Raw genomic sequence first — 23,252 nt, 5'->3', positions numbered from 1 at the left:
TTCGGGAAGATCCTGATTCTCCAGTACGTCCAGTAGCGCGTGGACCGTGGCGGCCAGAGGATTTCGATCTGCCAGACGCTGGGCAACACGAAACACCTGCATCACAGCGTCCAGATCTTCATTCGCAGTGGCAGCCCGAGGGTCATCACTGATGGCGAGCTCCTGCCAGTTTTCGGCGACTCCGGCCGCCTCCCACGCCTCCCAGAGCACTTCTTCTGCGTTCGCGCCTCGGCGATATGCGCGCCGCACCTTTATGATCATGGCGCGGACCTTCGCGAACTCGGCCACGTGAGAAACCGGGTCCCCATCAAGATCGCTCAGAATCGAATGAATGAGGACGTCGTTCGATCGAATATCCTGTTCTGCACCTGCGCGTTGAGCGTTTTCACTTTCACTGATCTCCCACCCGTGAAGTTGCTCCTGGAGCACCATGAGCCGTAAGGGATCAATGCCAACAAGTTTGCCTCCAAGGAGCGAAATGACTTGCCGCGTATCTACGTTGACTGGGTCGGCGATCGCGATGCGAATGAACTCAAGTAATGCGGCGACGGCTCGTTGGCCTCGCAGCGCAGTTCCAGACACAAGCGGTGCAACAGGGATCCCCATGCGTACAAGGGCACTTCGCCATGATGCGTGGAGGGAACGCGAACGCGTAATCACAGCCATGTCGCTATAGCTCACGCCATCTTTGATATGCGCCCTACGCAGCCACGCTCCAATGTGGCGGATTTCCTCATCCGGGTTCGCAAAAAACTCTGAGACAAGATCAGCTGAATTACCCACGAGTTCGGCTTTGCGCTGCCGCGCAGTGCTCCCCACGTGAATCGCCTGAGCGATTCGGCTCATCGCCGCCCCCACAGGCCCCGCACACCTGTAACCAACGCCCAGCTCAACTCGGCGTGCCCCGCACCCTCCTTCGCGCTGTGACCGTTCCACCAAAGCAGCAAAATGAGCCACGCCTCCACGGTATCCTTGCACACCGTCGTCGGGATTTGAGAAAGTGACGAGAGCCGCCCCATCGTTCTGGAGCTGGCGGAGCAACCCAAGCAAACTCAACGTGGCATCAGAAAGATCGTCGACAAATACCCATTCCCATCGCGGTTTGGCAATTCCGACGGCGCCACTGGCACCACCCGACGCTACCTGGCGTTCCCAATGTGAAAGATGAGCAGCTGCTTGCGCAACAATTCTCGCGTGATCTGCGCGATCGGGTGCACCTTCGACTGCAGATGCCTCCAAAGCGAGGGTCTCCTCATACAGCTTCATGACTTCGGCGCCAGCCACCCAAATTGGCTCACCATAGGTGAGGCCAAGCGCAGCAAGCTCCTCACTCCCGAGGCCCAGCTCGCTCGTACGCGTGATCAGATCACGAAATTCCGCACGGAAGGCCGGTAGCTGTGCCATGCCGATCGAGGTATCGATCCCAGCTGTCGTCAGGAGGTTTCCCACGCGCGGATCTGCAGAATCAAAGATCGCCTTCAGGTACACATCCTGATCCGGCCCTGAAATGAGCTGAGGTTCACGCCGCCCCACGGCCTGGGCGAATGTGGACACGATATCGAAAGCGAACGCAGAGACCGATTTCACCACGAGGTTTTCCCCTGCCACGCCCACGCGCGAGGTGATCGCGTTGCGTAGCTCCGTGGCAGCGCGCCGATCAGGCGAGAGCACGGCAACGCGTGTGCTGGTATCTGCTTCCAGAATGCGCGCCACCTTCTCGATCAGGAGGCTGGTTTTCCCGCTCCCCGACATGCCGACCACACTGACGGCTGCATGGGGAACCATCGCCTCGAGCGCCGCGCATTGCGTTCCATCGAATTCCATCTCGTTGTCCATGCCTCCAACTCTATCTTGGGGGTATGACAGAAAATGGAGATCACTTTTCCAAAGCCGCGAAAAACCGCCTGATTGTGGCACACTTACGAAGAAATAAGGAGGAACAATGGCACTCGGACTCGCAGCCCTGTTGGACGATATCGCGGCTCTCGCTAAAGCAGCAGCCGCAAGCGTCGATGATATTGCGGCAGGCGCCGCCAAAGCGTCCACGAAAACTCTTGGAGTGATCGTTGACGATGCGGCCGTGACACCCCAATACGTTTCTGGCATCAGCCCCAAACGTGAACTGCCCATTATTAAGAAGATCGCGGTTGGTTCCCTGCGTAACAAGATCGTGTTTATTTTGCCCGGGGCACTTATCCTGTCGGCATTCCTCCCGCAAGTCCTGCCGATACTGCTGATTGTGGGTGGTTCCTACCTCGCATTCGAAGGCGCAGAAAAGATCATCGAATATTTTGCGGGTCACCACGAAACAAGTCCCGCGTTCAACAAGGGCGCCGACGCCGAAGCCCAGATCGTTTCTAACGCCGTGCGCACCGATTTCATCCTCTCGGCCGAAATCATGGTGATCGCCTTGGCTGAGGTAACCGAGGAACCCGTGTGGATGCGCGCGATCACGCTCACATTCGTCGCCCTTTTGATCACGGCTCTCGTCTACGGCGTGGTTGCGCTAATCGTCAAGGCCGACGACGTCGGACTGGCACTTTCGGCCCGATCGTCGGCGCCGGCGAAGCGCACCGGGCGCCTCATCTTAACTGCGATGCCCAAGGTCATGACGTTCCTCACTGTTGTCGGGACGATCGCGATGCTGTGGGTGGGAGGCCACCTCATCGTCCAAGAGCTCGCTCACCTCGGTTTCTCGTGGCCCGCCGACGTCGTTCACTCCGCTTCCGACGTCGCACATTCGGTCGCGTTCGTTGCCTGGCTCATTGATACCGCACTATCGGCGGTAGCCGGCTTCGTCGTCGGCTCGCTCATCACCGGCGTCGTCGCGCTGGTGCATCGATTCGCTGGCAGTGGAAAGAACACCAGCCCCCATACGTTAGAGCACTGACGGCCGCTACAATAGCGGCGAACAAAGGAGAATCATGAAAGTTTCGATTGGCGTTAAAGAAGTACCCGGCGAGATCACGTTGGACGTCGAGAAGTCGGCAGACGAGATCGCCGGCGCAGTCAAAACTGCGTTCGGTGGCGATACTCTGGACCTGACGGATTCTGATGGCACCCGCGTACTCGTGCCGTCCGCATCGATCGGATACGTACAGATCAAAGATGTTCCCGAGCGCAAAGTGGGCTTCGGGTTCTGATTTTCCCCGACGCCGGTGCGCGGCTCGCATTGTCCGCTGCCACACGCCCTGAAGAAAGGCACCTCACATCGTGGGGTGCCTTTTTCGCGTAAGATGGACGGGTACCCGGTTGACCGGTCGTTTGAGTGATTCCTATTTTTCGTGTGCGATCGGCTGCCTGCGCAGCGCCCTCGTGGCAGCGCGCATTTCACGCGGCGAAGCCGCATGACGAAAAGGACATCATGACCGAATCTGGAATTGTTGATACTTCCAACGCCCAAGTGCCCCAGCACAATGAGCCCGCCGCAGATATTACAGGCGGCGCTGAAGAACTGAACCTCGAGGCAAAGACCTTCGCGGATTTCGGCGTCGCTGAGCCGATCGCCCGTGCCCTTTCTGAGAAGGGCATTACCCATCCGTTCCCTATTCAGGCGCTCACTCTTCCGGTTGCCCTCGGCCGCCGCGATATCATCGGCCAGGCGAAAACCGGCACAGGTAAAACCCTCGGCTTTGGCCTGCCGATGCTGATGAACGCGATCGGCCCGGGTGAAGAGGGATGGGATTCCCTCCCCCATCAGGGCCTGCCACAGGGGCTGGTTGTGCTCCCCACCCGCGAGCTGGCGAAGCAGGTGGCTGGCGATCTTCGCGACGCCGCCAAGTACCGTTCGCTGCGCGTGGTTGAGGTGTATGGCGGGCGCGCATACGAACCTCAGGTTGAGGATCTCACGCGCGGCACCGAAATCGTAGTGGGCACCCCTGGCCGCCTGATCGACCTGATGAAGCACAAGTCGCTTCGCCTCGACGCCGTGAACACGGTCGTTCTGGATGAGGCAGACGAAATGCTTGATCTGGGCTTCTTGGAAGATGTGGAAACAATCCTCGCAGCAACGCCGGCAAACCGACACACCATGCTCTTCTCCGCCACGATGCCGGGCGCGGTTGTGCACATGGCGCGTCGATACATGAGCCACCCCACCCATATCCGAGCGCAAGACCCCCACGACGAGACCACCACTGTGCAGTCCGTGAAGCAGGTGATCTACCGTGCCCACGCACTGAACAAGATCGAGGTTGTGGCGCGTATTCTCCAGGCACGTGGCCGTGAGCTGGCGATCATCTTTACGCGCACGAAGCGAACTGCGGCCCGCGTTGCCGATGAGCTGACCGAGCGCGGCTTCGCAGCGGGCGCACTGCACGGCGATCTGGGCCAGGGCGCCCGCGAGCAGGCCTTGCGCGCCTTCCGCAACGGAAAGATCGACGTGCTGGTGGCCACCGACGTCGCCGCCCGCGGAATCGACGTCGACAACGTGACCCACGTGATCAACTACCAGTGCCCGGAGGACGAAAAGACTTACCTGCACCGAATCGGTCGAACGGGCCGCGCAGGCCATTCGGGCACCGCCGTCACATTCGTCGATTGGGACGATGTGCCGCGTTGGGCCGTCATCAACAACCAGCTCGGCCTCGGTTTCCCTGAGCCGGTGGAGACCTACCATACGTCAGAGCACCTCTACACAGATCTCGATATTCCCACCGAGGTCACGGGCCGCCTGCCGAAGGCGAAGCGCACCCGCGCAGGCTTGGATGCCGAGGAGATCGAGGATCTGGGCGAGACGGGTGCAAAGGGCGGCCGAGGGGGCCGTTCCCGACGTCGGGGCGGCAGTAAGCGTTCAGGCAACGGTAAGCGTCCTGGCGACGAGAAGCGTTCTGGCGAGGGACGCGAGAAGCACGCCGAGCGCAAGGATTCCGCAAAGCGCACCGATTCGACAGCTGAAGGAAGCGACAAACCGAAGCGTCGCCGTCGTCGGCGCCGCGTGAACACCGCTCAGTGAGAACACGCACCGCGCAAGCACTGATCAAACGGTTGGGCCCCAGGAATATCCTGGGGCCCAACCGTTATCCTCAGCACGAGACAAGGAGCCAACGCTCCTATGCTGCAACCAAAATTCCCTTGAAGACTTCGGTGGTGCCGGCGATAATCAGCTGCATCGCGATCGCAGCCAGCAGCATTCCCGAAAGCTTCGTGAGCAACGCGATACCTGCATTGCCAAGCACACGCATGATCGGCGTGGCAAAGAACATCGTCAGGAACGAGATGAAGAGCACGGCGAGCAGGCCGAGCGTTGCGGTGATCTGACCGCCGACGCTTCCCTGCTGGTCGCGCACGAGAATCATGAATGCCACGATTCCACCCGGACCTGCCAACAGAGGCGTACCGAGAGGCACCGCCGCCACCGAAAGGGAACCGCCTTCCTTGCCCGGATCGTCCTCTTTACCAGTGAGAAGCTGCAAAGCCACAATCAGCAACAGCAGGCCACCCGAGATCTGCAACGCCTCGGTGGAAATATGCATCCAGGCGAACAGGTTCACTCCGAAGTAGCCGAACAGAAGCAAGATGACGGCGGCGATGGCATTCGAGGTGATCGCTGTTTTACGGCGGTCTTTTTCACTCATGCGCGAGGTGAGCGACATAAAAATTGGAAGGTTGCCCATCGGATCCGTAATCACCAACATCGTGGCGAATGCGGAAAAGAAAACCGTTGTATCGAGCAACTCAAACCTCCAAATATGTTCCCTCGGCAAGGGCCTGCAGTACGACTGGAGAGGTAGTGAACTCCCCAAGCTGGTTCGGTTTACCACTTCCGTGATAATCGGACGAACCAAAACACGCCTTGCCCAGCCTACCCGCTAGCGCCTCTAACTCGCCACGTTCTGCAGGTGGATTTTCGCGATGCCATACCTCAACTCCGAACGCTCCGCAGACGAGGATCTCTTCGATTGCTTCCCACCCCAGACGTTTCCCGCGCTGGGTTGCGAGCGGGTGTGCAAGCACCGCCTTGCCCCCGGCGTCGTTGATCCAGGCGACGACGTCGGTGGTTGTTGGAGCGTGTTGGGGCACGTAATACGGGGATTTTGTGGACAGGAGATCGGCGAATGCGTCCGAACGGCTCGCAACGACGCCGGCGGCGACGAGGGCGTCGGCAATATGCGGACGGCCAACAGGAGCACCGGGCGCAAGTTGCGCTTCGACGTCGGCCCACGTGATAGGGAAATCGGTTGAAAGCCGCGCCGTGATTTCCCTCGCACGGTCCTCGCGGGCGGTCAGCTGCGCCGAGAAATGGCCGGCGATCGGTGCGGACTGCGGGTTAAAGAGATACCCGAGGAGGTGGACGATGACGCCGGCGTGACGCGTAGTGAACTCAGTGCCGCGAACGCAGGCGATCCCCTCCGCCGACGCCGCAGCGCGGGCCTCATCCCAGCCGGCGGCAGTGTCGTGGTCGGTGATGCCCCACGCGGTAAGGCCGGCCCGTGCCGCTTGCCCTGCAAGCACTGCCGGGGAAAGCGTGCCGTCGGAGCAAGTGGAGTGCGTGTGAAGGTCGATCATAATCACAGGGTAACCCGCGGTGGCGATATTGGTGGAATAATAGAAGGTATGACTGATGACAAGCTTCAAAGCGAGATGGAAAAGCGCGCTCACTCGCGCACACAGCGTCCGAACTCCTCGGCATTCCGTGAGTTCATCGGAGAGAACTGGGGGCCGCGCCCTGAGGGCCCGGATCGCATGGACGTTGCCGACTACACGCCGGCACGCCGCGCCGCCCTCGGCGCCCAGTTCATCGGCGAGCGCCTCGTGATCCCCGCTGGCGATTACAAGGTCCGCAATAACGATTGCGATTACCGTTTCCGCGCACACTCCGCGTTCTCTCACCTCACCGGCCTCGGCGGCGAAGAAGAGCCGGGAGCCGTGCTGGTTCTCAACCCGATCCCGGGCGCGAAGGAAGGCGACGCCGAAACGCACACAGCCACCTTGTTCTTCCACTTCCGTGCGCCGCGTTCCTCGGAGGAGTTTTACGCCGACTCACGCCACGGCGAGTTCTGGGTGGGCCCGCGGCTTTCCGCAGATGAGATGGCAAACCTGACCGGCTTGGCTGTGGATCATTCAGATAACCTGCGCGACGCTCTCGCAAAGGATCTTGGAGCAGTCCAGATTCGCGTGATGCCCCAATCCGATCCGGCGATTGAACAGATGGTGGCCGAGCTTCGCGAGCAGAACTCGCTTCCCTCCGGCGTTGAGGAGGATCTTGGACTCGCTGAGGCAGCCTCCACGTTGCGTTTCATTAAGGACGCGTGGGAGATCCAGGAGATGGAGAAGGCCGTCGATGTCACGTTCTCCGGCTTCGAGGATATCCTGCGTTCCTTCCCACGCGCCCGCGATCACTGGCGCGGCGAGCGCATTATCGAGGGCGCGTTCTTTGCGCGTGCACGCGCCGAGGGCAACGGCCTGGGATACGACACCATCGTCGGTTCCGGCAACCACGCGAACACGCTGCACTGGATCGACAACGACGGCCCTGTTCGCGACGGCGATCTGATTTTGGTCGACGCCGGTGCAGAGCTCGATTCGCTCTACACGGCGGACATCACCCGAACTCTGCCGGTGAACGGCAAGTTCTCGGACGCGCAGCGTGAAGTGTACGAGGCAGTGCTCGAGGCGTGCGAGGCCGCGCTGGAGGAAACGAAGAAGCCGGGCGTGCGCTTCAAGGACATCCACACCGCGGCGATGGCCGTGATCGCCCGACACCTCGAGGCATGGGGCATGCTCCCGGGCACAGCCGAGGAATCGCTGGCTCCAGAGGGGCAGTACCACCGCCGCTGGATGCCTCACGGCACCTCGCACCACCTGGGCCTGGACGTTCACGATTGTGCGCAGGCCAAGCGCGAACTCTACACGGATTCCCTGCTCGAGCCCGGCATGATCTTCACGATCGAGCCTGGCCTGTACTTCCACGAGGATGATCTTCTGGTACCGGAGCGATTCCGAGGCATCGGCGTGCGCATTGAGGACGATGTACTGATGACCGACGAGGGCGGCGTGCGCATCTCGGAGAACATTCCGCGCACCGTTGCCGATATCGAAGCCTGGATGAAGCACGTCCAAGGCTGATCAGCTCCTGCTACTACTCATCTCTCCCCCGCTACCCACAAGGAGTTTTTCTATGAATGATCGCGAATCCCGCCGCGTCTTCGTCGGCCGGCTTGCCGGTACCGACGTCTTCGATCCCATCGGGGATCGTGTTGGCCGCGTGGCCGACGTGGTGGTGGTTTTCCGATTGCGTGGCGCTCCGTTGGCGATCGGGCTGGTGGTGGATGTGGCTGGCAAGCGGCGAGTATTCTTGCCGCTCACGCGAGTCACCTCGATCCGCGACGGCCAGGTGATCACCACCGGCCTGGTGAACATCCGCCGGTTTACCCAGCGTCCCACAGAGACGATGGTGCTCGGCGAGCTGTTTGACCGCCCGGTAACGTTCCGCGACGGCTCGGGCGGAGCCACCGTCGTCGACGTCGCGATCGAGCAGACCCGCACGCGGGAGTGGCAGGTTTCTCAGCTGTACGTCAAGCGCGATCGCACGTCGAAGGATGCCGGCTCGTCGCTGACGGTGTCGGTGCGCGAGATCTCAGGTTTGGCCTCGAAGGTTGCCAATCAGGGCGCGAGCCAGATTCTTGCACAGATCGACGAGCTCAAGCCACCGGACGTCGCGGACGTGCTTCGCGATCTGCCATCGGATCGTGTGCTTGCGGTGGCGAACGAGCTGTCCGACGAGCGCCTAGCTGATGTTCTCGAGGAGCTTGGCGACGACGATCGCGTGTCGATCGTTTCGGGCCTGGAAGTGGATCGTGCGGCTGACGTCCTGGAAATCATGCAGCCCGACGACGCGGCCGATCTTGTGGCTGAGTTGCCCGACGCCCAGGCAGAAGTGCTCTTGGAGCGCATGGAGCCCGACGACGCCGCGGACGTGCGCCGTCTCCTCTCCTACGGCGAGCGCACAGCCGGCGGTCTGATGACGACCGATCCGATCATCTTGACGCCAGATGCACCGGTGGCGATGGCTCTGGCGCAAGCACGGCGTCCGGATATTCCGCCGGCGCTGTCCACCACGATTTTCGTGTGCCGTCCGCCGTCGGAAACACCAACGGGGCGGTTCATCGGAGTTGTGCACCTGCAGCGCGCCTTGCGCGAACGCCCCAGCCAGATGATCGGCACGATCATCGATTCGGATATCGAATCGGTGGCACCGGAAGACGGTATCGGAACTGTCACTCGTCTGCTGGCAACTTACAATCTCACTGCGCTGCCTGTGGTGGATAACGATTCGCTACTGGGCGCGGTTTCTGTTGACGACGTTCTCGACCACCTCCTGCCAGACGATTGGCGTGAGGAAGACGAGGAGGTGCTCGACGCCGCGGTTGACGAGCAACATAATTACGATTCGGATCACTCGGAGGTGAATGAATGAAGCGCTTTGACGAACCTATGGAGAAGCGGCCACGGCGTTTTGCTTTGTTCCGTCCGGATCCGGATTTTGCCGGCGAGTGGGCTGAGCGAATCGCGCGTTTTTCGGGCACCCCGAAGTTCCTCATCTACCTCACCGTTTTCGTTGTGCTGTGGATCGCGTGGAACACGTATGCGCCAGAATCCGTGCAGTTCGATTCGGCATCGCTGGGCTTTACTGCACTGACACTGATGCTCTCACTGCAGGCCTCCTACGCCGCTCCGCTGATCCTTCTTGCGCAGAACCGCCAGGACGACCGCGACCGCGTGGTTGCAGAGAACGATCGGCAGACGGCCGAGCGGAATCTGCAAGATACCGAGTTCCTCACCCGCGAGATCGCCTCGCTGCGCCTAGCGATTAACGAACTTGCCACGCGTGATTTTGTGCGAAGCGAGATCCGCGATCAGCTCGAGGAAACGATGGAGATGATCGACCCAGTTCGCGACGACCGCGAGGAGTTGCGCGCCCAGATCGAGGCGAAGGACCGCGAGATCGCAATGCTGCGAGCCAAGCTCGGCGAATGAGCTATCGAATTTTTACACAACGTTAGTAGAATGTGAGCCATGAGTATTCCCAGCGTCGAGAAAGTAACCGAGGCACTTGGGCGTGTGAACGATCCTGAGATTCGCCGTCCAATCACCGAATTGAACATGGTGGCGAGCGTCGAGGTGGAGGAATCCGGCTCCGTCACTGTCGGCATCAAGCTGACGGTCGCAGGTTGCCCACTTCGCGACACTCTCACCGAGGACATCCAGAAGGAAGTCGGGGCGCTCGAAGGCGTCACCAACGTCAAGGTGATGATGGGCGTGATGACCGACGAAGAGCGCGAAGCTCTCAAAACGCAGCTTCGCGGCGGAAATCCCGCTCCTCGCATCCCATTCTCCGAACCCGGCAACCTCACTCGCGTCTATGCGATCACCTCAGGCAAAGGCGGGGTCGGCAAGTCGACCGTCACAGTGAACCTCGCATCGGCGCTGGCATCCAAGGGCCTGAAGGTCGGCGTGATGGACGCCGATATTTACGGCTTCTCTATTCCGCAGATGCTCGGCGTTGAGGGCCAGCCCACGATGGTGAACAAGATGATCATCCCGCCACACTCTGGCGACATCAAGGTGATCTCAATCGGCATGTTCATTCAGGAGAACCAGCCGATCGTCTGGCGCGGCCCAATGCTTCACCGTGCGCTCGAGCAGTTCCTCGCCGATGTGTACTGGGGCGATCTGGACGTCCTGCTGATCGATCTTCCACCCGGCACCGGCGATATCGCCCTCTCGCTCGCACAACTGATCCCGAAGGCAGAGATCGTTCTGGTGACCACACCTCAGGTTGCTGCGGCCGACGTCGCCGAGCGCTCCGGCATGATGGCGGCTCAAACGAAGCAGCACGTGGTCGGCGTGATCGAGAACATGTCCTACCTCGAAGTCAATGGCGAGCGTATGGAAATCTTCGGATCCGGCGGCGGTCAGGCTGTGGCCGATCGCCTCAAGAATGTACTCGGCTACGAAGTGCCGGTCCTCGCACAAGTGCCGCTCGAGCAGGCAGTGCGCGAAGGCGGCGATGCTGGCACACCGTTCGTGGCCACCGAAGGGGCAACCACAGCGCAGAGCCAGCTTCGTGCAGCCGCCGATTCCCTCGCCAAGCGCGGGCGCGGCCTTGCCGGTATGCCGCTTGGAGTCTCTCCGCTATAAAAGATTCTGACCGCTACGTGTGGGGCGCGGTTGCTGGAATCAGCAACCGCGCCCCATGCCAGGTAGCATGGTGTTATCTATACGGGAGGATCAATGTCGAATAAGACTGCGTCATGGGCATACGCCGAGGAAAATTCTCGCCAGAGCGAGGTAGCGCTCCACGCGCGCGAGATTTCTGAAGAGCTCGGGCTCGAGCCTGTCTCGGTCGCAACCGGCGCACTGCTGCGTACACTCGCCGCCAGCGCCAAGACAATTGCTGAAATCGGCACAGGCGCGGGTGTTTCTGGACTCTTCCTCCTGGAAGCTGGAACGAACTCCAAACTCACCAGCATCGATACCGACACCGAGGCGCAGTCTCATGCACGCGAATTCTTCGCCGCCGCAAATCTCGCGTCCTCACGCTACCGTGTCATCAACGGGCGCTCCGCAGATCTCCTTCCCCGCCTCGCCGGCAACACCTACGATCTCGTGTTCGTTGATGGCGATCCACTCGAGGCCGAAGGCGATGTGGCGGAGGCGATCCGTATGCTTCGCCCTGGCGGAATCCTCGCGCTTGCCCGCGCACTCTACGCCGATCGCGTTGCAGACCCAGCCCGCCGCGACGAACGCACCGTTGCGCTGCGCAACCTCGGAATCACACTCCTCGAATCCGAAGAGGTCACCGCCTCAATTGTTCCCATCGGCGATGGCCTCATCATCGCAGTAAAAAACTAGGACACACACAATCCCGCGCTTCGACGTCGGCGCCCACCGGAGTCGGCACACCAAACCGCGCCCCGACGTCGGCAAACAAACTAGCGCAAAGGCAACAGAGCACAGAGAAGCGGGGGCGAAAAGCCCCCGCTTCTCTCACTCTCCAAGCGCTTCAGAAACGACGCCCCGAAGCTGAGCCAGCTCCTCTTCACTCATCTGAAGAACCATGCGACCCCCGCCCTCGAGCGGGAGACGAAGTGTGTAACCATGCGGGCTCTTTTCGACTTCGAGCGGGCCATCGCCGGTACGCGGCTTCATTGCTGCCATGCGATCTCCTTCCGTTACCACACTATTTTAGTCGCGATAATCTCAGCGCGGGCCGTTTTACGCTCATGAGGAAGCGCGGCGAGCTTCCTCAGCCAGCGTATGTACCCCACGCTTGATCGCCATCACGGCGTCTTGGGCGGTATCTACGATCACCACGCGTTCCAGATCCTGCGGGTTGATATTTCCCTCGGCGAGCATCTGCTCACGAACCCATTCGAATAAGCCGCTCCAATACTCACGCCCAACCAAGACGATCGGGAACTCAGTCGCCTTGCGTGTTTGTACCAAGGTGAGTGCCTCGAACAGCTCATCCATTGTGCCAAACCCGCCGGGGCACACAACAAACCCCAGGGAGTACTTGACGAACATCATTTTGCGCACGAAGAAATAACGGAAATTTACACCTAGATCCACGTACTCGTTTAAGCCCTGCTCGAACGGCAACTCGATTCCCAGGCCAACGGAAACGCCGTCGGCCTCCTTCGCGCCGTGATTCGCGGCCTCCATCGCACCTGGACCGCCACCTGTGATCACCGCAAAGCCCTCCTCGGCGAGCTTGCGACCAACCTCCTGGGCAATCGCATAATACTTGCTCTCCGGCTTCGTCCTGGCAGAACCAAACACAGAAACCGCTGGCCCTAGCTCAGCCAACGCACCAAATCCTTCAACGAACTCAGACTGGATGCGAAGCACACGCCACGCGTCAGAATGGATGAAAGCCGCGTCAGAATTGTTCGCCAAGAGGCGTGCATCGGCTGTGGTATCGGGGATCATCTCTCCCCTCAGCATCACCGGCCCACGATGATAATTGTCTTTTTTCATGGCTCTACCGTAGCGGCCATCGGGGAACATGGGGTAAACGTGATGCACATCCACCCACGCAAGCCGCAAATGATACACCCATTTTTGCGCTATAAAAATCCCTCAAAACCGTGCTTTTATGCGGTATCCGCGTTAATATTATGTGTATGGTTAACGCTTTGGAACTCGCGGCACAGGCCGCAGGCGTCATCGCAGAGCGAACCGGAGTGGCCAAGCACGATATCGCGCTGACCCTCGGTTCGGGCTGGGGAGGCGCAGCGGCACTCATCGGTGAGGTTGTCGCAGAAATTGATGCTCAAGAAATTCCGGGATTCTCCGCTCCGTCCGTTGTGGGGCACGGCGGAAAGATTACCTCGATCCGTTTGAAGGATGGGCGCCACGCGCTTGTCCTCGGCGCCCGCACCCATTACTACGAAGGCAAGGGAGTTGCAGCCGTTGCGCACGGTGTTCGCACCGCGGCAGCAGCTGGAGCGACAGTATGTATTCTCACGAATGGCTGTGGCTCCACGGTTCCCGAGTGGGGCCCAGGCACCGCCGTACTGATCAAGGATCATCTGAATCTCACGGCTACTTCCCCGATCGAAGGTGCACACTTCGTCGATCTCACAGACCTGTACTCGCTGCGCCTTCGCAATGTGGCACACACGATCGATTCACACCTTCCAGAAGGCGTGTACACGCAGTTCCCGGGCCCCCATTACGAGACCCCAGCCGAAGTGAAGATGGCGCGCGTTCTCGGCGGCGATCTGGTGGGTATGTCCACCGCTCTTGAAGCGATCGCCGCCCGCGAAGCTGGGATGGAAATCCTCGGCATATCGCTCGTCACTAACCATGCCGCTGGCTTCGCGCCCGGTAATCTCAACCATGAAGAAGTTCTCGAGGCTGGGCGAAACGCTGGGCCCCGCATCTCCCGCCTCCTGGCGGACATCATCGATGCAATCGAGGGAAAGTAGGAAAACATGTACAACGTGGAAACTGTTCAGGATTGGATCACTCACGATCCGTCTGAGGAAACGAAGGCCGAGCTCACCGAGCTGCTCGCGAAGGCCGAGGGCGGCGACGAGGCCGCCAAGGCCGAGCTGACCGATCGGTTTACAGGCTCGCTCCAGTTCGGCACCGCCGGCCTGCGTGGTGCGATGGCCGCAGGCCCGAACCGCATGAACCGTGCGGTTGTGCGCCGCGCCGCTTACGGCCTCACGTCATGGCTCCAGAAAACTGTAGGCAAGGATGCGCTCGTGGTGATCGGCTTCGACGCCCGCTACCACTCGAACGAATTCGCTGCTGATACGGCCGCAATTGTTACCGCGATGGGTTCGCGCGCGATGATCATGCCGCGGCACCTGCCTACCCCGCTCCTAGCTTTCGCTGTGCGGCACTTGGGCGCCGACGCCGGTGTGATGGTTACCGCTTCGCATAACCCGGCTCAGGACAACGGCTACAAGGTGTACGTCGGCGCACGCGCCGTTGAGGAAGATGGACGTGGTGTTCAGATCGTTCCGCCGATCGACGCCGGTATCGCGGCCGAGATCGCGGCTGCTCCGCTCGCTGACGAAATCGAGTTGGCCGAGGGCGGCTGGGAGACCATCTCGGAGGACGTGATCGATGCTTACGTTGAGCAGGCCATTTCGGTGGTTCCGGCCGACGGTCCGCGCGATCTTCGCATCGTTTATACGCCGATGCATGGCGTGGGCGGCGAGATCATGAAGCGCGTGCTCGACGGCGCTGGCTTCACTGATTACGAAATGGTTCCGGAGCAGGCCCAGCCGGATCCGGACTTCCCCACCGTGTCGTTCCCGAACCCTGAAGAGAAGGGCGCACTGGATCTCGCGATCACGCTGGCGAAGAAGAATGATGCTGACCTCGTGATCGCATCCGATCCGGACGCGGATCGCGCCTCGCTCGCCACGAAGGTGAATGGCGAATGGCGTCAGCTCTCGGGCGACGAGATCGGCTCGCTTCTCGGTGAGTACGTGGCAACCCGAGATGAGGGGAAGGATGTTGCACTCGCATCGTCGATCGTGTCCTCCCAACTGCTGGGTAAGATCGCCGAGGGTCACGGCCTGAAGTACCACGCCACACTGACCGGCTTCAAGTGGATTGCGCGCACCCACAAGATCACGTTCGGCTACGAGGAAGCCATCGGATTCTGCGTGGATCCGAACCATGTTCGCGACAAGGACGGCCTCTCCGCCGGCGTCACGCTCGCTCACCTTGCCGCCTCCCTGAAGGCCGAGGGCAAGGAACTCGCTGACGAGCTCGATCGCATCCACACCCGTTACGGCGTGTACCTCACTACTCCGGTGACGATCCGCGTCTCGGATCTGTCGATCATCCCGGCAACGATGGCGAAGCTCCGTAAGGAGCCGCCGACGGAGCTTGGTGGCTCGCCGGTTCGCTCGATCGAGGATCTATCCAAGGGCACCGAGGAGCTCCCGGGTACCGACGCTCTGCGTATTTTCACCGAGAACAACTCGCGTGTGATGGTGCGCCCGTCGGGTACCGAGCCGAAGCTCAAGTGCTACCTGGAGGTCGTGGTGCCAGTTGAGGGCGATCTCGCCGCCGCACGCGCCACTGCCGCCGAGCGCATGGATGCGTTCAAGGCCGACGTTGAAGCGATGACGAAGCTCGACTGACCCTAGTGAGAGATAAAAGTGGCGAGTTTTCTTGATGAAAACTCGCCACTTTTATCTCTCCGGGACGTTGTCCGATATTCACGCAATGCGCAGTGTAGCCGTCTATTGAATCACATGCCTCGCATAGCTTCACGCCATCAAAGGACTCACGCCCAATGGCAAAACGAGGAAGGGCACCCCCGGCGGGGTGCCCTTCCTCGCTCACTACTACGCGACTCGTGCGCGCAGCACACGATCAGAGGGTGTCAAGAACCTTCTGGGTGCCCGACAGGCCGAGACGCGTTGCACCGGCCTCGATCAGTTCGAGAGCGAACTTGCCATCGTGGATACCGCCCGACGCCTTGACCTCGAGCTCATCACCGACGGTCTTCTTCATCAGTTCAACTGCGTGCACCGAAGCGCCGCCAGCCTTGTGGAAGCCTGTGGAGGTCTTGACGAAGTCTGCGCCAACAGCCTTCGCCGCCTCGCACACATTCACGATCTCCTCGTCGGTCAGAGCCGCCGACTCGATGATGACCTTGAGCACCGCGTACGGAATCGCATCGCGCACAACCGCGATATCGTACTCCACGGCGTCCCAATCGCCTTCCTTGACGTTGCCAAGGTTGACGACCATGTCGACCTCGTCAGCACCAGCGGCAACCGCGCGAGCCGCCTCCATCGCCTTGATCTCCGAGGCAACAGCACCCGACGGGAAGCCAACAACCACGCACAGCTTCACATCGCCCAGATCTGCCTCCTCCGGAAGCGGAAGCATCGACGGCGAAATACACACCGAATAGGTGCCCAGAGCCTTCGCGTCCTCGATCAGCTTCAGGACATCCGAAGTGGTCGCCTCCGGCGTCAGAATCGTGTGGTCAACGTACTTTGCAAGTTCGCTGCGTTCCATGTTTCTCCTTTGAATAGGTTTGTTTACTAGTTTAATCGCTCAGCACATCCGGAAGAACCGCCCACACCACGTGAGACCAGTTCCCCAAATATGGAGCAGGTTCTTTGCGGTTCACTAGGAGGAGCAACGGCACCTCGTGCACCAAGCCCGACGACGGATCGTAGATCGACAACTGCGGCTGCCCATCCGGCGTGAGCGGGTTGCCCGGAATCGCCAGCACCACGTGCCGCGGAACCATCGCACCAACTCCACCACCGCTGTCGCCACCCGTGTATAACGGGACGGGCACACCAGCCGACGTCGCGTGGGCAACCCACTGCATAATCGTCCAGCCACGCTCGGACGCATCATCCACCGCCGTCGAGAAGTAACGGGCCTGACGCAACCGATTCAGTTCTCGTGCCAACGTCCACGGCGGAGTGCCGTACTTCGCAGGCCACGCAAACTTCCCAGCGACTGCCCCACGCCGAAGCGCCCCGTACAGCTCAGCTTCGATCTCCGAAGCGAAGCCCGGATGCTCCTCAAGCTGTTCACGCAGATCGTCGCGAAGGTAGGCACGCGCCACCAGGAGCGCCATCGCCCCGCACGTCGTCGGAGTCGACTGCCGCAACGTATGCCCGCCGGCCTCGAGAGGCTCGCCGTGAGCCGCATACGTCTCCATCGACTCCCACACTGGCGCGCTGATCTCGTACGGCTTCATGAAACTGATTGCCGTCGAGACCGGACGCGACAATGCGGAAACCAGTGAACCTAAAGTGATCACTTCGCCGCGATTCGATCGAGGACCACCGAGTGATCCGGAGCCGTCGTACCGATCTCCACCGCGCCTTCAAGCGATTCAAGCGCACGCTCGAAGCGGTCCGCCTCATCCGTGTAGAGCGTCATCAGCTTGTCACCCTTCTTCACGGTATCGCCCGGCTTAGCGAACAGCTCGACGCCGGCAGCGAGCTGAACCTTCTCGCCCGCGAACGCACGGCCTGCACCGAGACGCCAGGAAGCGACGCCGACGGAGAGCGCATCGAGGGTCTCCAGCACGCCGTCTTCCTGCGCGAAAATGTCCATCGATTCCTTCGCCACCGGCATCGCACCATCGGGATCGCCGCCCTGCGCCTCGATCATCTTGCGCCACACGTCCATTGCGCGACCGTCGTCGAGAGCTGCCTCGATATCTGCATCCGGCTTGCCGGCAGCGGTGAGCATCTCGCGAGCAAGGGCGAGCGTGAGCTCACGAACATCGGCCGGGCCACCGCCAGCGAGAACCTCAACCGATTCCTCTACCTCAAGCGAGTTACCAATCTTCAGGCCGAGAGGGGTGGACATGTCAGTGAGCAGAGCCACGGTTTCCACACCGGCGTCGGTGCCGAGATCAACCATCGTGCGGGCAAGCTCGCGAGCTTTGTCCAGATCCTTCATGAACGCACCAGAACCGACCTTAACGTCCAGAACAAGCGAGTGCGTGCCTTCCGCGATCTTCTTGGACATGATCGACGATGCGATCAGCGGGATGCAATCGACGGTTGCCGTAATATCGCGCAGTGCGTAAAGCTTCTTGTCTGCCGGCGCAAGGCCCGTACCAGCCGCACAGATCACGGCACCCGGCCCTTCGAGGCCGAGGATATGCATGATCTCATCGTTGGACAACGCCGCGCGCCAACCCGGGATTGCCTCGAGCTTGTCGAGCGTGCCACCCGTGTGGCCGAGGCCGCGACCCGAAAGTTGTGGAACCGCCACACCGAACGAGGCAACAAGCGGAGCCAGCGGAAGCGTGATCTTATCACCGACGCCGCCCGTCGAATGCTTGTCTGCGGTCACGCGGCCAAGGCCCGAGAAGTCCATCCGCTCACCCGAAGCGATCATCGCAGCAGTCCACTGCGTGATCTCTTCACGATCCATGCCATTGAGGAAGATCGCCATCGCCATCGCGGCCATCTGCTCATCACCCACAACCCCGCGGGTGTAGGCGTCGATCGTCCAATCGATCTCTTCTTTGGTGAGCTTCTTGTGCTCGCGCTTTGCGCGAATCACATCCACCATATCGAACTTTTCAGCCATTCCTTCTCCTTCTTATCTCTGCTCGGCTCGAGCCCGCAGGCGAGTCTCCGAGATGCCACGTTGTGTGGCTGATTTACAAAATATTGACAGCACCCGGAACTTCGGCCAGGTCTTTCGGGCCAAAGCTGTAGGGCAAAAGCTCTTCGATCGTGACGGGGCCTTCGCCCATCTCGACCTGGCAGCCGTCTACGCCATGCTCACGGATGAGCTGGCGGCACCTGCCACACGGGCCGATCACGTCCTCATTGCCGTTCACGCACAGCACAGCGGCAAGCTTGCCTCCACCATCCATCGTCATCGCGGACACCATGCCACACTCGGCACACAGCCCAAGACCAGTGGAGGCGTTCTCCACGTTACAACCGGTGTAGTACCGGCCGTCAGTGGTTACACCTGCAACCCCAACCGGGTATCCCGAGTAGGGAGCATATGCGCGCTTCGACGCACTCACTGCGAGTTCGCGCAATTTTGTCCAGTCGATCTCCATCGATCTCCCTTTCTGAAAAGGTGTGTGGGTGGGTTTTCACCCACCCACACACCTGTCTCACTTCACGTACGGAATGTTCTCCGCTGCCGGCGGGCGGGACTTGCCCACGAAACCAGCCACCGCGATGATCGTGATCACGTACGGGATCATGTTCAGCAGGCTCGACGGGATCGCGCCGTTAAGATTCGGCATCATTTGAGCAACCGAGGTTGCGAAACCGAACATCAGCGAGGCCGCAAGAGCGCCGAGCGGGTGCCACTTACCGAGGATCATTGCCGCGAGGGCGATGTATCCGTTACCTGCCGAGATGTTCTCGGTGAAAGCGAGGCCAGAACCGAGCGTGAAGAACGCTCCACCGAAGCCAGCGATCGCCGATGCAAGGATGGCGTTGCGAGCACGGGTGCGGTTCACCTTGATACCAACGGTATCCGCAGCCTTCGGGTGCTCGCCGACGGCGCGCATGCGCAGGCCCCAGCGGGAACGGTAGAGCATGATGGTCAGTACCACCACGACCACGTACATGACGTAAACGATGATGGTCTGGTTGAACAGCGCCGGGCCGATCACCGGGATCTCAGCGAGCCCCGGGATCTTAATCGGATGCAACGTGTACTTGTTCGTGTTGAACACTGCCTGACCTTCGCCCGTCATCAAAGAACCGGAGAAGAACGATGTGAGGCCGAGAGCCAGCACATTGAGCACTACGCCGGTAATGATCTGGTCCACACCGTACTTGACGGAAATCAACGCGAGCAGGCAACCAAGGAACGCACCTGCGAACGGCGCGGCGAGGAGGCCGAGCCACGCACTGTGGAAGTACGAGGCCACGAGAATACCCGCGAACGCGCCCACCAAGAGATCGCCTTCAATCGCGATGTTGACAACGCCAGCATGCTCGGACATGACGCCTGAAAGCGAACCGAAGATCAGCGGGGTCGAGATCGCGACCGTGGAACCGAGCGCAGCCGTGAGCGTAATCGCGCCGCTCGAGCCGGCTCCAGCAAAGAGCAGGAAGCCAAACACTGTGGCAAGCCCGACGACGAGCGACAGCAACGCCGTGGTTCGGCCTGAAAGCTCGAGGCCGGTCTTGTTGTGCTGAATATTGGCATACACGGAGTACGCTGTGGCCGCCAGTGCAAGCACCAGGAAGACCCACAGGTATACCGGGGCGTTCACAGTCCAATCCGGCAGGCGGTACGCCTGGGCACCCGAGTTCAGGCGGATGCGGGCATCGCCTTCCGCTTTCAGCGCCATGACCAGCAGCAACAGCGTGGCCAAGCCGAAGGTAATTGGCAACTTCCACGAAGCCTTCTTCAAAACCTCGCCAGTTTCAGGAGTATGTGCAGTAACCGCGCTCATCGTGCGTCCTCCTTCGAATCGTTGGTTGCCTCATCGATTTCGGTTGAACCTCCGACGGCATCGGCAACTTCACCGGGTTCTTCCGCGTTCGCGACAACCTCAACCTTTCCGGTCTCATCCACGTGGGCAACACTGCCACCGGAGGTGGCGATGCGCACGTACTCGCGCATGCTCATCTTGTCTGGCTTAGGCAGACGGAACAGGAAGCGCACGAGCGCCGGAGCCGCAATCAGCAACACGATCGTGGACTGGAGGATGAGGATCATATCGATCGGCACGTGAGCCGAGGACTGCATCGTGTAGCCACCAGCCTTGAACGCTCCGAACAGGATGCCCGAGAGGAGAATTCCGATCGGCGAGGACTGGCCGAGCAACGCCACTGTAATTGCGTCGAAACCAACGGTTCCTGCGATGTTCTGATCGACGTAACCGAGGGTACCGAGCGCCTCGTTCGCGCCAGCAAGGCCGACGAACATACCAGAGACAACCATCGTGATGATGATGGTGCGGCCGGTGGACATTCCGGCGGTCCGTGCGGCGTTCGGATTTGCGCCAACGGCACGGATCTCGAAACCGACCTTCGAGCGGTTGAGCAACCACCAGTAGAAGAGCACTGCGAGCAGTGCCACGATGATACCTGTGTGGAGCTTCGATCCCGGGATAAACGTATCGAACGACGCCGAATCCATCGCGACCGGTGTACGCGGCTCGCCCGTGCCCGGGCGCTGCCACGCCTTCTGAAGCAGGATGTACGAAAGCGCGAGACCGGAGATCGAATTCAACATGATCGTCACGATCACTTCGTTCGCACCCGTCTTTGCCTTCAAAACACCGGCAATACCAGCGTAGATGCCACCGGCGATCGCAGCAGCGAGAAGCGCGACGACGGTGTGCAACACCGGCGGGAGCGGGTAGTTGAACGCCACCCAGATTGCGGCGAGCGAACCAAAAACCAGCTGACCAGTACCGCCAATGTTAAACAGGCCCGCACGGAAACCGACACCGAGGCCGAGGCCAGCGAGGATCAGCGGGGTGGCATACATGAGCGTATCGCCGATCGGGCGGAACAGTGCACGCTCGATATTTGCGGCGTTGTAGTTGAAGATTGCGCCGCGGAACATGGCGTCATACGCGGCAAGCGGGCTCTCACCTGAGATCAGGATGAGCAGGGCGCCGATCACGAACGCGATCACCACTGCGAGCAGACCGACAAGGAGCCCCGAACGCGGAACTGCGTGCACAAATGCCTTGAACCATACGCCCAGGCCCGGCTTCGCGGGCTGAATTTCTTTGCGTGCCATCAGATATTTCCTCCCTTGACCTGCGCGAGCGCTTCTTCCTGCGGCACGCCGGCCATCATTAGACCGAGTGCATCACGCGAAGTTCCTGCCGGCACGATACCGATGATCTTGCCGCGGTACATCACTGCGATGCGATCTGCGAGTGCCTCGATCTCGTCCAACTCGGACGAAATAAGGAGGACCGGAACCCCGGAATCACGGACCTGAACCACACGCTGATGGATGAACTCAATCGAGCCGACATCCACACCACGCGTTGGCTGGTTGACGACGAGCAGATCGAGATCGCGTGACATCTCGCGCGCCACAACAACCTTCTGCTGGTTTCCACCGGAAAGTGTTGAAATAGGATCGGTGATCGAGGTGAGGCGAATATCGTATTCGTCGCGCTTTTCTTCAGCGTTCTTCAAAATCACGTTCGGCTTAATCGACAAACCGGAGCCGAATGGCGCATCGCGGTACTGATCGAGAACGAGATTCTCGGCGATCGAGAAGGAGACAATCATGCCATCCTTCATACGATCTTCGGGAACGAACCCGACGCCGGCTTCCAAGATTTCCTTCGGGTGACGGCCTTGAAGTTCTTTCCCCTCCAGCGTGATCTTTCCAGCGTCTGGATTCACCAGACCCAAAATAGCTTCAGCAAGCTCCGTTTGACCGTTGCCTTGCACGCCCGCAATAGCGAGAACCTCGCCGCGATGCAGATCGAAGGAGACGTGATCGAGCACGTGAGTTCCAACCGAATCGATGTAGGTCACATCCTCGAACTTGAGGGCCTCTGGGCCAGGCTTCGCCGGCTCCTTTTCGACCTTCATCATCACCGGACGGCCCACCATCATGGTGGCGAGATCTGCTTCAGATGACTTCGGATCGGCCTTGCCGACCACCTTTCCGCGGCGGATCACCGTAATATCGTCCGCAACTGCACGAACCTCACGAAGCTTGTGGGTGATGAACACGATTGATGTGCCCGCATCCGCGAGCTGGCGCATGATCGCCATGAGTTCGTCGGTCTCTTGAGGAGTCAGCACAGCGGTTGGTTCGTCGAGAATGAGAACCTTCGCATCGCGCGAGAGTGCCTTGACGATTTCCACGCGCTGCTGGGCACCCACCGGGAGATCCTCGATCATCGAATCCGGATTCAAGTTGAATCCGAAACGCGCCGAGACATCCTTTACCTTCTGTGCCGCAGCCTTGCGATCGATAATTCCCGCACGCTTCGTTGGCTCGTAGCCAAGCGCGATCGACTCAGCAACGGTGAACACCGGAACGAGCATGAAGTGCTGGTGCACCATGCCAATGCCAGCGGCAACCGCATCGCCAGGCCCGTTGAACGTGACCGGCTGACCATCGATCAGGATTTCTCCGCCATCCGGCTCGTACAAGCCGTACAGCACGTTCATCAGGGTAGATTTACCCGCACCGTTCTCACCAAGCAGGGCGTGGATACGCCCCTCCCCGATCTCCAAATCGATCGAGTCATTGGCGACGAGGGAACCGAATCGCTTCGTGATTCCTCTCAATTCAAGCTTCATTGCTCTCCGCCT

The 23,252-nt window shown here is 60.4% G+C and carries 21 protein-coding genes and 1 pseudogene; 10 read left to right on the top strand and 12 right to left on the bottom strand.

The window, feature by feature from the left end; genetic code table 11:
* Window positions 1–957: 957 nt before the first annotated feature.
* Window positions 958–1,824: pseudogene (locus P8A24_RS08915) on the bottom strand (UvrD-helicase domain-containing protein); the annotation flags it as partial.
* Between the two features lie 118 nt (window positions 1,825–1,942).
* Between P8A24_RS08915 and P8A24_RS02885 the strand changes: the two are divergent.
* The 3 genes from P8A24_RS02885 to P8A24_RS02875 all read left to right on the top strand — a co-directional run bounded on the left by P8A24_RS02885 (window position 1,943) and on the right by P8A24_RS02875 (window position 4,954).
* A complete protein-coding gene (locus P8A24_RS02885; RefSeq protein WP_278059560.1) occupies window positions 1,943–2,890 on the top strand; it encodes a DUF808 domain-containing protein in 948 nt (315 codons plus the stop codon).
* 34 nt (window positions 2,891–2,924) lie between these two features.
* Window positions 2,925–3,143 (top strand): DUF3107 domain-containing protein, encoded by a 219-nt coding sequence (locus tag P8A24_RS02880; protein ID WP_278059558.1) that lies wholly within the window; start codon window positions 2,925–2,927, stop codon window positions 3,141–3,143.
* A 221-nt stretch (window positions 3,144–3,364) separates the two neighbouring features.
* Window positions 3,365–4,954 (top strand): DEAD/DEAH box helicase, encoded by a 1,590-nt coding sequence (locus P8A24_RS02875; protein ID WP_278059556.1) that lies wholly within the window; start codon window positions 3,365–3,367, stop codon window positions 4,952–4,954.
* 97 nt (window positions 4,955–5,051) lie between these two features.
* Here the strand turns inward: P8A24_RS02875 and P8A24_RS02870 are convergent, their stop codons facing one another.
* Together P8A24_RS02870 and P8A24_RS02865 are read right to left on the bottom strand one after the other, a co-directional pair.
* Window positions 5,052–5,675 (bottom strand): MarC family protein, encoded by a 624-nt coding sequence (locus P8A24_RS02870; protein ID WP_278059555.1) that lies wholly within the window; start codon window positions 5,673–5,675, stop codon window positions 5,052–5,054.
* Between the two features lies 1 nt (window position 5,676).
* Window positions 5,677–6,507, bottom strand: coding sequence for a PHP domain-containing protein (locus tag P8A24_RS02865; RefSeq protein WP_278059553.1), 831 nt, complete (start codon window positions 6,505–6,507; stop codon window positions 5,677–5,679).
* A 48-nt stretch (window positions 6,508–6,555) separates the two neighbouring features.
* Between P8A24_RS02865 and P8A24_RS02860 the strand changes: the two genes are divergently transcribed.
* The 5 genes from P8A24_RS02860 (at window position 6,556) to P8A24_RS02840 (ending at window position 11,856) form a co-directional block, all read left to right on the top strand.
* Window positions 6,556–8,067 (top strand): aminopeptidase P family protein, encoded by a 1,512-nt coding sequence (locus P8A24_RS02860; RefSeq protein WP_278059551.1) that lies wholly within the window; start codon window positions 6,556–6,558, stop codon window positions 8,065–8,067.
* A gap of 52 nt (window positions 8,068–8,119) precedes the next feature.
* Window positions 8,120–9,418: a magnesium transporter MgtE N-terminal domain-containing protein gene (locus tag P8A24_RS02855; protein ID WP_278059549.1), complete on the top strand. Its 1,299-nt coding sequence runs from the start codon at window positions 8,120–8,122 to the stop codon at window positions 9,416–9,418.
* On the top strand, window positions 9,415–9,978 hold the full coding sequence (locus P8A24_RS02850; protein WP_278059547.1) for a DUF1003 domain-containing protein: 564 nt from the start codon (window positions 9,415–9,417) through the stop codon (window positions 9,976–9,978). The genes P8A24_RS02855 and P8A24_RS02850 overlap by 4 nt, the downstream gene beginning before the upstream one ends.
* A 39-nt stretch (window positions 9,979–10,017) precedes the next feature.
* The gene (locus P8A24_RS02845; RefSeq protein WP_278059545.1) at window positions 10,018–11,142 is read left to right on the top strand and encodes an Mrp/NBP35 family ATP-binding protein; all 1,125 of its coding nucleotides are present in this window, start codon (window positions 10,018–10,020) and stop codon (window positions 11,140–11,142) included.
* Between the two features lie 93 nt (window positions 11,143–11,235).
* Entirely contained in the window at window positions 11,236–11,856 is a 621-nt protein-coding gene (locus tag P8A24_RS02840; RefSeq protein ID WP_278059542.1) for an O-methyltransferase, read from the top strand.
* A gap of 135 nt (window positions 11,857–11,991) precedes the next feature.
* On the opposite strand, the gene P8A24_RS02835 is transcribed toward P8A24_RS02840, so the two are convergent.
* Both P8A24_RS02835 and P8A24_RS02830 read right to left on the bottom strand, forming a co-directional pair.
* Window positions 11,992–12,162 carry a DUF3117 domain-containing protein gene (locus P8A24_RS02835; protein ID WP_278059540.1) on the bottom strand — a complete coding sequence of 57 codons (171 nt, stop codon included), beginning with the start codon at window positions 12,160–12,162 and terminating at the stop codon, window positions 11,992–11,994.
* Window positions 12,163–12,225: 63 nt separating this feature from the next.
* Window positions 12,226–12,984 (bottom strand): LOG family protein, encoded by a 759-nt coding sequence (locus P8A24_RS02830; protein ID WP_278059538.1) that lies wholly within the window; start codon window positions 12,982–12,984, stop codon window positions 12,226–12,228.
* 146 nt (window positions 12,985–13,130) lie between these two features.
* Here P8A24_RS02830 and P8A24_RS02825 point away from each other — a divergent pair, with 146 nt between their 5' ends.
* The gene (locus P8A24_RS02825; protein WP_278059536.1) at window positions 13,131–13,937 is read left to right on the top strand and encodes a purine-nucleoside phosphorylase; all 807 of its coding nucleotides are present in this window, start codon (window positions 13,131–13,133) and stop codon (window positions 13,935–13,937) included.
* A 6-nt stretch (window positions 13,938–13,943) separates the two neighbouring features.
* The gene (locus P8A24_RS02820) at window positions 13,944–15,617 is read left to right on the top strand and encodes a phospho-sugar mutase (RefSeq protein WP_278059534.1); all 1,674 of its coding nucleotides are present in this window, start codon (window positions 13,944–13,946) and stop codon (window positions 15,615–15,617) included.
* A gap of 235 nt (window positions 15,618–15,852) precedes the next feature.
* Here the strand turns inward: P8A24_RS02820 and deoC are convergent, their stop codons facing one another.
* The 7 genes from deoC to P8A24_RS02785 all read right to left on the bottom strand — a co-directional run bounded on the left by deoC (window position 15,853) and on the right by P8A24_RS02785 (window position 23,240).
* Window positions 15,853–16,506: a deoxyribose-phosphate aldolase gene (gene deoC / locus P8A24_RS02815; protein ID WP_278059532.1), complete on the bottom strand. Its 654-nt coding sequence runs from the start codon at window positions 16,504–16,506 to the stop codon at window positions 15,853–15,855.
* A 31-nt stretch (window positions 16,507–16,537) separates the two neighbouring features.
* The gene (locus tag P8A24_RS02810; protein WP_278059530.1) at window positions 16,538–17,206 is read right to left on the bottom strand and encodes a hypothetical protein; all 669 of its coding nucleotides are present in this window, start codon (window positions 17,204–17,206) and stop codon (window positions 16,538–16,540) included.
* A gap of 59 nt (window positions 17,207–17,265) precedes the next feature.
* Window positions 17,266–18,558 carry a thymidine phosphorylase gene (locus P8A24_RS02805; protein ID WP_278059528.1) on the bottom strand — a complete coding sequence of 431 codons (1,293 nt, stop codon included), beginning with the start codon at window positions 18,556–18,558 and terminating at the stop codon, window positions 17,266–17,268.
* A gap of 73 nt (window positions 18,559–18,631) precedes the next feature.
* The gene (locus P8A24_RS02800; RefSeq protein WP_278059525.1) at window positions 18,632–19,045 is read right to left on the bottom strand and encodes a cytidine deaminase; all 414 of its coding nucleotides are present in this window, start codon (window positions 19,043–19,045) and stop codon (window positions 18,632–18,634) included.
* A 57-nt stretch (window positions 19,046–19,102) separates the two neighbouring features.
* A complete protein-coding gene (locus P8A24_RS02795) occupies window positions 19,103–20,404 on the bottom strand; it encodes an ABC transporter permease (protein WP_278059523.1) in 1,302 nt (433 codons plus the stop codon).
* Window positions 20,401–21,705 carry an ABC transporter permease gene (locus P8A24_RS02790; RefSeq protein WP_278059521.1) on the bottom strand — a complete coding sequence of 435 codons (1,305 nt, stop codon included), beginning with the start codon at window positions 21,703–21,705 and terminating at the stop codon, window positions 20,401–20,403. Before P8A24_RS02790 ends, P8A24_RS02795 begins: the two co-directional genes overlap by 4 nt.
* Window positions 21,705–23,240, bottom strand: a complete 1,536-nt coding sequence (locus P8A24_RS02785) for an ABC transporter ATP-binding protein (protein WP_278059518.1) — start codon at window positions 23,238–23,240, stop codon at window positions 21,705–21,707. The genes P8A24_RS02790 and P8A24_RS02785 overlap by 1 nt, the downstream gene beginning before the upstream one ends.
* Window positions 23,241–23,252 lie beyond the last annotated feature (12 nt).

Origin of the sequence: Arcanobacterium wilhelmae (genome assembly GCF_029632765.1) — a bacterium.
GTDB lineage: Bacteria > Actinomycetota > Actinomycetes > Actinomycetales > Actinomycetaceae > Arcanobacterium > Arcanobacterium wilhelmae.
This window is presented reverse-complemented; position numbering and strand designations above follow the sequence as displayed.